The organism is Parabacteroides timonensis (genome assembly GCF_900128505.1).
Lineage (GTDB): Bacteria > Bacteroidota > Bacteroidia > Bacteroidales > Tannerellaceae > Parabacteroides > Parabacteroides timonensis.
The window spans coordinates 2633497-2646371 of record NZ_LT669941.1 but is presented as its reverse complement, the minus strand read 5'-3'; the positions used below and the strand labels follow the sequence as shown (position 1 = coordinate 2646371).

The 12875-nt window shown below is 48.6% G+C and carries 6 protein-coding genes; all 6 read right to left on the bottom strand.

Features of this window, described 5'->3' with window-relative positions; genetic code table 11:
- Nucleotides 1-570: 570 nt before the first annotated feature.
- Complete coding sequence (locus tag BQ7394_RS18185) at nucleotides 571-1524, bottom strand: N-acetylornithine carbamoyltransferase (RefSeq protein WP_075558714.1); 954 nt, start codon at nucleotides 1522-1524, stop codon at nucleotides 571-573.
- 81 nt (nucleotides 1525-1605) lie between these two features.
- Nucleotides 1606-3147 (bottom strand): NAD-dependent dihydropyrimidine dehydrogenase subunit PreA, encoded by a 1542-nt coding sequence (preA, locus tag BQ7394_RS18180; protein ID WP_075558713.1) that lies wholly within the window; start codon nucleotides 3145-3147, stop codon nucleotides 1606-1608.
- A 20-nt stretch (nucleotides 3148-3167) separates the two neighbouring features.
- Entirely contained in the window at nucleotides 3168-6170 is a 3003-nt protein-coding gene (locus tag BQ7394_RS18175; protein ID WP_075558712.1) for a hypothetical protein, read from the bottom strand.
- Nucleotides 6171-6216: 46 nt separating this feature from the next.
- A complete protein-coding gene (locus BQ7394_RS18170) occupies nucleotides 6217-9015 on the bottom strand; it encodes a hypothetical protein (protein WP_075558711.1) in 2799 nt (932 codons plus the stop codon).
- A 91-nt stretch (nucleotides 9016-9106) separates the two neighbouring features.
- Nucleotides 9107-10891 (bottom strand): helix-turn-helix domain-containing protein, encoded by a 1785-nt coding sequence (locus BQ7394_RS26315; RefSeq protein WP_235848775.1) that lies wholly within the window; start codon nucleotides 10889-10891, stop codon nucleotides 9107-9109.
- Between the two features lie 95 nt (nucleotides 10892-10986).
- Nucleotides 10987-12831, bottom strand: coding sequence for a hypothetical protein (locus BQ7394_RS18160; RefSeq protein ID WP_233577168.1), 1845 nt, complete (start codon nucleotides 12829-12831; stop codon nucleotides 10987-10989).
- Nucleotides 12832-12875 lie beyond the last annotated feature (44 nt).

The following is a 12875-nucleotide window of genomic DNA, read 5'->3' as shown; positions in this document are numbered from 1 at the left end:
ATACTATCATACTATCACTATTTACTCGGATGGCATGTATATCAATGTGTATGGCTATGATAGTTGACGTTTTGAACTATCATTCATCTATCATAGAACTATCATAAACCCTCATTTACCTCTTTTTTGAACGAAAATAGAACTGCTTTATCCGTTAAAAAGGGGCTGTAACCGATAGGTATCGCTCAATTAAATCGTTTCCTGCCTACCTTTTTTTCAGAAAACTATGACTTAACTTCGTGGGAATGCTTACTTTTTGTTGCCGACATGCCCGTATTGACCGGTTTTATACCCGGGTCCCGACGATACTCACACCCGGGTGTCGAGGTCTTCGAGACCCGGGTGGTAAACATCTTTATTCCTTATCTTCTTGAGTTTTAGTAATATACTTAGTGAGAAAAGGCAGTATATTTCCTGTTTTTATCGCAGGTTATGATAGTTCTATGATAGATGAATGATGGTTCAAAATAGTAACTGTCATAGTCTAACATGTTGTATAAGTGATGTTTGTGTCGGTTTATGATGGTATGATAGTTGATATTGAAAATGAGTCTGGTAGAACCATAGATATTATAATCCCATCAATATCTTTTTCAGTACCGTCTGTGCCGAAATTTCGCGATTGGCAGCTTCCGGGATCACGATGCTTTGCGGACTTTCGATCACGTCGTCGGTAACGATCATGTTACGGCGGACCGGCAGACAGTGCATGAAATAAGCATTGTTGGTCAACGCCATCTTTTCCGTATCGACAGTCCAGGCGCGGTCTTTGCTTAATACCTGGCCGTAGTTCGGATCGGTATAAGCAGCCCAGTTCTTGGCATAGATGAAGTCTGCACCTTCGAAGGCTTTCTTCTGATCGTATTCCACACGGGCGTTGCCTACGAATTTAGGATCCAGTTCGTAGCCCTCCGGATGGGTAATCACAAATTCATAATCCGTCGCATTCATCCATTCGGCAAAACTGTTGGGAACTGCCTGCGGAAGAGACTTGGGATGCGGTGCCCAGGTCATAACCACCTTCGGACGGGCTGTTTTCTTATATTCCTCGATTGTGATCAGGTCGGCAAAACTTTGTAGCGGATGGCGGGTAGCCGCTTCCATACTGAATACCGGACGACCGGAGTACTTGATAAATTCAGAGATGATCTTTTCGTTGTAATCGTCTTCCTTGTTTTCGAAGCGGGCGAAAGAACGTACACCGATGATGTCGCAGTAACAACCCATGACCGGAATAGCTTCCAGCAGGTGTTCCGGTTTGTCTCCATCCATGATGACGCCGCGTTCGGTTTCCAGTTTCCACGCTCCCTGGTTCACGTCGAGAACCATCGTGTTCATCCCCAGGTTCATCGCGGCCTTCTGGGTAGAGAGGCGCGTACGCAGGCTGGAGTTGAAGAATATCATTAACAGCGTCTTGTTCTTGCCAAGTTCTGTGAACTGAAAGCGGTCTTTCTTGATCTCGAAAGCTTCGTTAAGCGCCTGTTTCAGGTCGCCTAAATCCTGTACACAAGTGAAATGTCTCATAATTGTCGCGTTATTGTTTGACCGGACAAAGATAGCGACTCGCGACGGATTTATACCTATTTCGGGAAGAGAATGTAACTGTTATGAATGAACTTTCCCTATCCGCTCTCCCTGTCGGATCGCTCCTGTAGGGCAGACCAAGCTACATAATAAACAACCTACACATTGTGCTTCATCGATAGCCGGACGGCGGGAGGGAGGAAAAACGATCGCCTGGTGTCCTCCGTCCTGGCAGGAAATGTAGCATCGGCCGCAACCAATGCAAAGTTCCCGGTCGATCACGGGACGGCAGATTGTCGTGCGGTCGAGCGATTCGGGTGGTACGATGTTCGATACCGCCAGCCCGATCAGTTGTGACAGGTTGGTATAGCCTTTCCGTTGCATGTAGAGTTGTAATCCTTCACGTAGGTCGTCTATGATACGATAGCCGTATTGCATGACCGAAGTACATATTTGAAGGTTCGTGCAGCCCAGTAACAGAAAATCGAGCGCATCGCGCCATGTTTCGATTCCTCCGATCCCGCTTAAAGGTGCTTGTCCGATAATTGGGTCGGACGCAAGTTCGTGTATAAAGCGGAGGGCGATAGGGCGTATTGCTTTTCCTGAATAACCCGACACACTGCTTTTTCCATTGATAACGGGTAAGGCGGTCATCGCCTCTTCATCGATACGGGTAATACTTTTGATCGTGTTAATCGCGGCAATGCCGGTTGCTCCACCTTCGCAGGCGGCCCGGGCTACCGGTACGATATGAGTCAGATTGGGTGTCATTTTGGCGATCACGGGTAAATGTGTTCCCCGACAGGCGGCGGCTGTGAAGCTGCGTACCAGCGACGGGTTTTGCCCCACGTCGCATCCCATCCCTTCGCTGGTCATTTGAGGACAGGAAAAGTTACACTCTATGATATCCGCTCCGGCCAATGTGGAGAAATGAGCCAGATGAGTCCATTCTTCTTCCGTCCGTCCCATGATGGATGAGATGATCAGTTTGTCGGGATAGTGCTGCTTTAAACGATAGAGTATGTCGAAGTTTGTGCGGATTGGTGCTTCCGACAGTTGTTCCATATTCTTGAAGCCGATAAAAGGGACTCCTCCCTGTTGCACCTGGTCGAAGCGTGGTGAAACTTCTTCCACCGGATAATAGGATATGGTTTTGAAACAGATACCGCCCCAGCCTGCATCGAGCGCACGGGCACACATTTCGTAGTTGTGTGCTATTGGGGAGGAGGCGAGAATAAACGGATTCTCACAACGGATACCGCAGAAGTCGAGAGACAGATCGGGCAGAGAGTGTTTTCCGGTAGGAAGAGAGTCGGTCGCTTTTTGTTCGGATGAACTCTCTCCCTGTTTATACAGGTAACTGAATATATCGTGTATCTTCACCGCTTGCCCGTTACGTCTGCGCAGGCAGGCTTTTTCACAGGCACGGGCCGTGCAAGTCAGGCAGCCCTCCATCTGCCGGGCATGACGGGTGGCACCGGCTTCATTCTCCAGACGAAGGGAGCGGAGCATGCGTGCCGGTTGCATTCCGCTTTTGCAGGCAGCAGAGCAAACCGGAGCATGACACATCCAGCAACGGCTGACTTCTTCCCGGATCATATTCTTCGTGATACAGTCTTTCATACTATTAGTCTTTCTGTTAATTACTGATTCGTCTCCCTATTTTCTTGAAGCTCAGGCATCGACTTCATCACCCATGTGCTGGTGAAATCCCAGCCTTTGAAGTTACTTTGCGTACCCAGGCCGGCATTGGAGTTTTTCGTGCAGTCCGAGTTATCCAGCTTGTCGGTGGTGGCACTTTCCTTTGAGTAATGGCATTTAACGAAGGTCACTTCCGAACCTACCATCGTGAAATAGCGTCCGGCAATACCCCAGCCGGTACGCTGTGTCCCGCCGCTGTAGCAGTATTCGATACGACTGTATGCATTGTTATCGATACATCCGACGATGCCGGCACAACTTGTGGATCCGTCGTGTCCGATTTCTCCCTTGTTATACGAATTTTTAACTGTGGCATGGCTCCAGCCAAAGAAGCGTCCGACAATCCCACCCACTTTATCCGGCGCATCTATCCGCCCGGTGTTGAAACATTCGTTGACGAGTCCGTTGGGATAATAAGATTCCGTACCGTATATACAACCGGAAATACCGCCTGCGCTACGGGTTCCGGTGATGGTTGCCTTGTTGGAACAGCGGTAAATCTGTCCCTGGATGAGGCTGCCGACGATACCACCCACCTCGTCTTTTCCGGTTATATTCGCGGTATTATGACAGTTGGCAACCTGGATATTCGAGTCTTTGTCGCTGCGGTGGCCTCCGATGATACCGCCTGTCTGGTCGCCGCCGGTTACTAATGCGTGATTGTTACAGCCGCTTATCTGCAGGTCGTCCGGCTGCTTGTCTACGTAACCAACGATGCCGCCTGTCAGGTGTGCTTGTTGGGTATTGGTCACGGTCGTATAGTTATTGCATCCGGTGATGGACGTATGGGTGATGCTGCCGGCTATGCCACCTACTTCTCCAGTTTCGTTACAGAGTATGCGGTTTTCCGAACGGGTTGTACAGTTCTCGATTTTGCCCTCTTTCTGATAACCGACGATGCCGCCTGTCTTTTCGCCTCCCTGTACGGAACCGGTGAAGGTACATTGACTGAATTCGCCATTGTCGAGCAAACCAATCAGACCACCCGTATATTTAGTCGTCGCAGCCGCTTCTCCTACGATATACCCTAGTTTTACGTCGCTCACCGAGGCCTTGACAGCATATCCGGTCAGTCCGCCTATCGCCTCGTTGCCGGATACGGTACCGGCAATGGTGGGCTGGTCAATTAGTTGGGCCGTCAGGTCAGCTGCATACCCGATGTATCCGCCACTGTATTTCTTACCGGCTGTCACGTTTGCCTGGCTACGTCCGCCTGACAACTTGATCTTGCTAGCCTGTCCGATGAAGCCGCCGGCATAGCTGCCGGTAGCCGTTACGTTCCCTTGGTTCACACAGCTGCTGTTGAAGCCGACGCTTTCGGTAGCCTGCCCGATCAATCCACCGGCACACATGCCCAATGCCTGAATATTACCGCCTTCATTCCTGCAGTTTTCAATGGTTACTTCAGATGCACAGAGACCGATCAGACCGCCTACCTGGTCGAAGCCATACGTGTTGGAAGTGAGACTGCAGTTGATTAGCTTGACACCTTGTCCGGCACGTACGTAGCCGATCAGCCCTCCCGTATGCGATCCGCCGTCTATATATTTCTGCGATGGGTCGGGTTGGGTACCTGCTTTGTTTTTACCCGACTGGCAATTATCGAGAAGGACAGCCCCTGTGGTGGAGATGGCTCCCACGATACCTCCGAAATCCCTTCGGTCGTTTCCTTGGGTATCGATGACCGAGCGGTTGCTTGAATTCTTCAATGTGAGTGGCAGGGTACATCCGCCGATGATACCGCCAACGCTTCTTTCTCCGGTTATATTCATCAGTCCCATCGCCAGATTTTCCAACGTCAGTGAATAGGAAGCATCGGAGGAACTGATGAAGCCGATCACACCTCCTATATTCTCATTCCCAATAACTTTGGAATTGCTTCGGATATCTTTTATATGTATCGTTGCTCCCTGGGCTACTTGTACGGCTCCGATCATACCGCCGATACAGTCGGTGTAAGGGTTGTTCTGCATGTTCGACATCACATCGCAATCGTCACTCTCACAGTTAGTCACAGTGCCGCTTTCCATCCGTCCGATCAGTCCGCCGACATTCTTAATGCCACTGATCCTGCCATTTGTGACGGAGCAGTTTGTAACAGAAGCATTGCCTCGCATTACAGCGACCAGGGCAGCTATATTCTCATGTGCTTTCTCTATAGTGACCGCATCTATCCGTAGACTGTCGATTGTTGCGTTGCCGTCGATTACACTGAACATTCCGATATTGTCTGTCGTGCCGGAAGCGATGAACTTGAGTTTGTTGATCGTGTAACCTTTCCCGTTGTAATGCCCTTTGAAAGAAGATGAGAACCCGATCGGTTTGATCCCTCCGTTCTTCTCATTATATGTTTTGTTTATGCCTTCGTCACATTTGATGTCACATATCTGGATAAACCAGGTGTCTTCCCATTTCGTATCATCACAGAAACCGGAGATTGTCGCTATGTCTTTCAGCGAACTGATCTTATAGGGCCACTCTTTGGTTCCTTTACCGAACAGTTCCAGATCTTCGTCCCATACATCTTCACAAGTGATGGTTCCGCTGGCATCCAGTGTGATAGTGAACCCCAGATCATAGCTTTCCGTCTGTTCCGGATTGGTGACGTACTTGACGGTATAGGTAATGCATTTGTCGCCTTCTGAAAAATCCAGGTGAAGGTAGGTACCGTCTTTCTTTTCACCGGCCGATCCGGGAATCAGATATTCGTTGTCATCCTCGTCAGCCAGGCAGAACAGCCAGTCGCCCGGAGGTGTCGCACTGGTTGCCGAGAAGAGTGGGATGGAGGCGGATACATTGCGGGTCAGCACAATCTCGTTTTTTTCGTTCGGTTGGCCGGGGATATCCGTATCGTCGTCGTCCTTGCTGCATCCGCTTAATAGCAGGCATCCTGAAAGGAGGGTAAAGGTGAGAAGTTTCTCTATATTTCTATTGATTGCTTTCATAATTCGATAGACTGTTTATGGGTTGAACATTTGTTATTTTCTCCGTTTATTCGAATTGCGATTTGTTTAAGAGGGGCAGTCGGACGCTGGTGTTCCAGGTCCAACGATTATTGAAGTCAAGCATATTGTATGTGTTTTGAGTGTTCAATTCTTTGTCGTTGCCGGAGATGTCGAGGTTGTTCTTTACCGTGTCATGGAAGATACATTCTTTATAGAAAGGGATACTCTGTGTTTGTAGATTGACGGAATGTTCTACGGCAGGGAGGTGTCCTCCTTTGCCGAAGAGGCTTCCGGCCTGTTTCCCTTTGATCGTACCCAAGTTTGCTGCATCGAGGATACGGGCGTAGTCGTGCAACTCGCCAGCGATACCTCCTGAGTAGTAACTGTCTCCTCCCTGCACTTCACCGTAATTGTATGACTGGAGGATGCCGACGCGGTTGTAGCTATAGTCCGTCAAGTTCATCACTAGGTTGTAGATGGCTACTATAGCGGTCACTACTATGCTTACTGGGTTGGGTACCTTGCAGAATCCGATGATATCACCGATGAAAGCGATCGTTTCACCGACATGTCCTGCCACTTCGCGCATTTCTTCACGGCTGTGCATTTTGTCTTCCACATCATTACGCCATTCGTTCAGATTATCCTGGTATGGGCTCTTTTCGCCGCTGATGCGTGTTAGGAAGTCTTTTTGTTGCCTCTGTTGTTGTTCCATGGTATTGAAGAGATTCAACGTTTCGCTTCGTCCCAACTGCATGGTCTGTATCCTGCTGTAGTGGTGGTTTTCGAGTGCTTGACTTGATTTATATTCCAACTGCTTTAATGCTTCCGGTGAGAGGTCGGCTTCTTTCATGACGCCATTGGCGATCGTCCAACTCAGGTCGTTGACCGAGACAAAAGTGTTGAGTACTTTGCTGGCATTGCCTATCCGCAAACTTTGGGCTTCCATCTTGGCTGTTTTTTTCTTTTTACCGGTTTCGCCGGGTATTTCAGAGGCCGACATGCCTATGGAAGCCACGCTTAAAGCTGTACCCAGTACCATGTCTGCAATCATCTTGTCTGTCATATTCTTCGGTTTACCGGCGCGACCGATAATACCACCAGCCGAACCTTCCTTCGCCTTGATGGTCCCGAAGTTACCGCAATAAGAAACGATACCCAGCAGGTCGCATCCGCCCAGGATACCGCCAACCGTACCTTTTCCGTTGGGGTTGCTGACAGTCCCGAAGTTGTTGGAACCGGTAATCACGTAGTCTTGAGCTGAACCCAGTACACCTCCTGTAAAACCATCTTTGTCCGATCCGGAGCATGTAACATCGCCATCGTTACTCGAACCGATGATGATTGCCATCGGACCCAGTCCTGCCAGTCCGCCGACATTCTTTTGAGACGCCTGTACGGTTGCAAAGTTGTAACTGCCTGAAATCAATATCTGGGCGGCTCCCGCCAGACCACCAACTTCGCTGTTCCCTGTTATCGTTCCATAATTACCGGACGCATAGATATGCGTGTCGCCATATACCTTTTGCGATGAGTTACGAGCGGTCGAGCCGATAATGCCTCCTACCTCGCGATCGCCTTCTACAATACCCCGGTTTTCACTGAAACTCGTTATGACATTCAGACCGCCGCCGACCAGTCCGCCGGTGCCGATAGAGCTGTATCCGCCGGTTATCTTTCCTGAGTTTTTACAGTCATTGATCAGAAGTGTGTCAGCCGATCCGACCAGTCCGCCTACGATTCCTGAAGTTCCACTGATGGCTGCCGTATTGGAACAACCGTCGAGTGTAACGGAAGAGGCAAAGAATGCGGCTCCGACCAGCCCGCCTACTCCCTGGTGAGCCGCTGATACCGGCATATTGTTCGTGCACTCGCTCATTACCAAACGCGCATTTTGGTTGACACCGCCTACTAGTCCGCCTACCAGGTAAGGTGCCTGTATCTTACAATCTTTCGATACGCTACAGTTTCTCAGTCCGGAGGTCAGGCGCATATCGCCTGTCGACACTACGGCACCGACCAGCATACCTGCTACGGCAAAATCGCTTTCGATCGTCGAGCTTTCCAACTTCACATTACAGATACTGCTGTTGATGATGATGCCGAACAATCCGGCCGGCTGGGGCACGATGTCGCCCGTACGTTTGACTGTCATATTCTTAATCTTGTAACCCTGCCCGTCATAATGCCCGGCAAAAGGTCGGGTGATATGGTTACCGATCGAGTTCCAGCCGTTGTTGAGGTTGGCACAAGGCACCTTCAACGAGAGGTTGGCTGTTTGTATATAGTATTTATCACCATACTTCTTATTATTTTCCTCTGTGGAGTTGATCATAGTCATCAGGTTCTCCAAATGCACATAAGAAGATATACGGAAAGGATCATCTTTTGTCCCTGAACCAAAACATTCCAGGTTTTCATCTACCGTCTCTTCCTTGAGGATGCAGGATTCATTGGTTATACTAACCTGGCATCCCAGGGGAACATCAAATCCAATTTCCGTTTCATTAGCCGGCAAGTCGCTTTTTACCAATACGGCTCGGTTGAAGTAATAATCGCCGGTACGTACAGGCGACTCGGGGATAAAGACCACTTCTCCTTCTTCGGAATAGACTATAGCAGCTACTACCAGTTCTGATTTATCTTCCTGGTTGGTGAAGTAACATTCATAGGCTCCCGGTGCCATCTTCCTGTGGAAATCTACGAATCGCAGCTCTCCGTCATAGTAAGACCCACTGGTAAGTTGTTCATCTTCTGCTTCATTTTTGTCTTGACATGCAGTTCCCATATATAGGAGAAAGCATAGGAACAGCCATAGCCATCCCGGTTGTGTCCGATTCTTCATTGTGCCTTGATTATGATTGTTTAAGTGGCAAATGTATCAATCCGTTGATAGTTCTGCAATGGGTGGACTCAAATATTGACGATTTGGTACTCTATTCGGACTTTATGAAACAAGGGCGATTCCGTTGTGTCTTGTATTGCCTGGGGGTAAGTCCGGTTACCAGGCGGAACTGGCGGAAGAAGGTGGTTCGTGAGGGGAAGCCGGAAAGCACGTATAGTTCATCCATACTTTTGTCCGGGAAAAGTTCAGTTTGTTGGATCAGGTCGTTCACCCGGTATTCGGCTAACCAGTAGCTGAAACCGTTGGGTGTTTCCCGGTTGATTAAAGAGGATAGCTGGGAACGGTTTGTTGCGGCTAGTTGTGCCAGAGTTACCAGGTCGAATGACGGATCGCGGTAAGGTTTCCGGGTATCCATCAGATGGAGTATGCGGAGGAAGAGCTGGGATGGCTGCCTTACTTCTATAACAGGTATTTCCGGTGCTTCCGGTTCATTACTTTTCTCCGAGGTCGGTTCAACGGGTAGGGGTAGTATGCCGGGGGGGAGAATATCCTCGGTTTCATGCGCCTGCAACCAGATAGTATGCTGTTCCATCAATACCTCGTATAACTGGCGAAGCCGCCGCTGATGGCGCTGCCATGCCAGCAGACCGGCAATGATCACTATCAGCAGGCAACTTATGATAGCATAAAGCAGATATTGTATTTGCCGGGTATGGACGGCTGCCTTTTCCAGCTCTACCAGGTTACTGCTGAGCATGGTGTTTCGTCGTAATTCGTGCTTATAGTTTATAAAAGATATACTACCCCGTTTGATTTCTGTATGTTGAATAGAATCGAGTGTTTGTAGACAGCGGGTGGCAGCCTGCAATTGTCCTGTTGCCTCATAGCATTCGCTTAAGAGGTGTAAACAGTTTGGTAACAATAATGTATCGTTGTATAGATTGTTTTTAGAAGTATATAATATTGGGTACTTGTGCGGTTGTAACTCTTCCAGATGTCTGATCGCCCAGTCTGTTTGTCCTTGTTGATGATGCAAAAGAGCGGCATGGTAGATTGTCTGTATTTGTTGTTTGCTGTATGTTGCGGAGTCTTTTTGTTTATGGACGGTTTCTATTTGTTCAGTTGCTTTGGCATACCAGTCGAGTGCCTCCTTCTTGCGGTTGGTATGAATGAGTACCTGACCGTGGAAGTCGAAATAGGGCGTGTTACTTTTCGTTACTTTTTCAGGGAATACGATCCGGATACTGTCCGTGTATAGCTGCGCTTCGGAGTAGGCTTTCACCTTCAGAAGCGACTGGCACATCTGTAAATACCAGGCATATACCGACTTTACATGCGGACGAGCTTTCTTGAGCCAGTAAAGAGCCTGTTGCCATTCGCCTTGTTTTTGGTAGTAGACAGCCATACCCATATAATAAAATCCCATATCTTTGAGGTGGTGGAGGGAAGGAGGCAATTGCTCTTGTTGCCTGATGACATGGAGCATGCGGGTCGTATCTCCGTTACCCTGAGCCAGCAGGAAGATCTGTATCCGGGCAGTGCATAAAAGCGTATCATTACCTATACGGAGAGCTAAATCATCTACTTTGTCAGCTATTCGTGTTGCTTGCGGAATATTATATCCATTAAATAGATATAGTTGCAATAGTTTGAGCCGTAGTTGTTGAGTAGGAGTGAAGTTGTAAAGCTGTTCAGCTTCCAGAAGATTGGAATAACGGCTGATAAGGAAAGTATCTGCGGGATATTTATTACGGGAATTATAGTTTTCTTCTTTTTGAAGAAAACGTTCCCCTTCTTCTGCCGATCGTCGTGGGTGGCAGGCACAAAGAAGGCTTATAAGCAGCAGGAGTAATATGCAGTGACCGTATTTCATCATCGCAAATATAAGCATTATATCTAAATCAGCACGCCTGTGTTAACAGAGGGAATACAGGCGTGCTATATAACGTAACATTATAAAATGCCTGCCGCTTAAAACAGAATATCGACCTCCATATTACTGATCCATTCCACAGGACGCCCTGCTGCTTTGTTGCAGGTGACGGCGAATTTCAAAGGTAGAATGATCCCCAAAGGGATACGTAGCCATCCCGGCATATTGAATTCATGTAGTCCTATCAACGATCCTAACTGTATACCGGCAGAGGGCGCTACCAGAAAACGAGTTTCATTATTACGACGGTCGGCACCCATTTCCATATAGCCATATAGACCGAGGAAACGGCGGGGAGAAACAAATATATCAGCGGCATAGTTTACACCCGCCTTGATGTTCCAGTTTTTCATCATATAAGAGCCAGTGGGGGCATGCATATAATAGCCGGATATTGTTGGGTTGATCCATTGGGCGACATCGCCTGGTTTCATGACCATCGTTGTTCCGTTCCCGAATTTGTGCCAGTTGAACATACTGGCGTTCAGGCGTGCTCCGTACGCCATTACCCCCTGTCGGTTTACATGGATTGGCACACCGATAAGGAACATGAATGAGTTGGCTACCCTGGAGCGGATGAAGTTACGGGTGAAAGGTTCTTGTACTATCAGTTGCAATTCCTCTTTGCGTTGGTCTGTCAGATCGTTTATCGGAAGGCTGTTGATATCCGTACCGAACGGGAGTGGGAACTGGCGCACAACCGGGAAGTTGGTATATATAAAATCGGGCAGCTCTTTACCGTTTGCGGGTAGTTTTTCCAGTATGTTATAGCTATTCCCCGAAGATGCTTTATGATATGCCATCCATACTTCCGTCAACGACTGGCAGGTAGCGGTAACTACCTGATAGAACACTTGTGTTTCACGTTCATAGCTGTCACCCTTATCCAGCGTATAGGCATGCCGTTTGGTAACGCGGATATTCAGGTAGTCATCCGCATTCCTATAGTTCATAGGATTCTGGTTCAGTCGCTTATCACCGTAGGCCGACCAGGTTTCACCCTTCATATTGGCAGTTTGTACGGGAATTGTATTGTAGAAGTCGTGCAAGCTCTTATTATTGGAGACAGCCGATGCCGAGAAGCCGCGGCGCACCATCTGGTGGCCCGATGCGAACGAGTCCTGTAGGAAGTGTTCGGCAAAGGCTTCATAGAGGGTAGCATAGAACATAAGGTCGTTCGAGGCTGTTCGGTTGCCTGCGTATAACTGTTTGCCTGCTTCTTCTGCGAGGTAAGCGGCAAAGATATGTATGCAGAAGTACTTCGAGAGCGAAGGTAGATGGTTTAGCCTGGAGAAGACATCGTTCACCTCCGAAGGTTTCCGTAACCGGCGGATCAGTTCCGGGTCTATCATACGGAGGTGTTCGTTCAGCCCTTTCCCATACGCGTAGAAGTGAGAGAGGTCTTTAATGGCAAGCAGGCCGTAAGCCAGGTTGATATCGAGTAATTCTTTGCTGGAAGCACCGGTCAGGAACTCGTTCATGGCCTTGAATTCAAGAGCTAGTGTCCGGTTCGTCTTGGAGAAATGGGTTTGCAGACCGGTTTCGAGCAAGAGAGGGTTTTCAACATGGTCGCCTGCCAGTCCGCACAGCGTACCGTAGGTTACGATGTTGGGTAACTGTGTCAGCTCGTTCATGGCATAGGCATTCGTTCCTTCCATGTGCGACATGTTCAATATGGAAAGTATAGCCTTGTCTGCTTCCGCTTCATTGGCAAAAATACCTTCTTCGGCCAGTCGTGCGGGCAACAGGCTCATGGCACGGTCACCTATCTTACGGTGTTCGGCGAAATCCCATGCGAAGCAGGGCATCTGAAGGAGTGAAAGGACGGTAATTGCCAGTAACGGTAATTTTCGGCGGATTTTGTCCGGGTAATGTGTATTCATACTAATGCTGGGTGTTTGTCTGATTTTGCAGTAAATGTATTACA

What these genes read in the sequence shown, in the direction of transcription:
- BQ7394_RS18185 (WP_075558714.1), bottom strand. Translation starts at nt 1,524, where the DNA reads ATGAGACATTTCACTTGTGTACAGGATTTAGGCGACCTGAAACAGGCG.
- preA (WP_075558713.1), bottom strand. Translation starts at nt 3,147, where the DNA reads ATGAAAGACTGTATCACGAAGAATATGATCCGGGAAGAAGTCAGCCGT.
- BQ7394_RS18170 (WP_075558711.1), bottom strand. Translation starts at nt 9,015, where the DNA reads ATGAAGAATCGGACACAACCGGGATGGCTATGGCTGTTCCTATGCTTT.
- BQ7394_RS26315 (WP_235848775.1), bottom strand. Translation starts at nt 10,891, where the DNA reads ATGATGAAATACGGTCACTGCATATTACTCCTGCTGCTTATAAGCCTT.
- BQ7394_RS18160 (WP_233577168.1), bottom strand. Translation starts at nt 12,831, where the DNA reads ATGAATACACATTACCCGGACAAAATCCGCCGAAAATTACCGTTACTG.
- BQ7394_RS18175 (WP_075558712.1), bottom strand. Translation starts at nt 6,170, where the DNA reads ATGAAAGCAATCAATAGAAATATAGAGAAACTTCTCACCTTTACCCTC.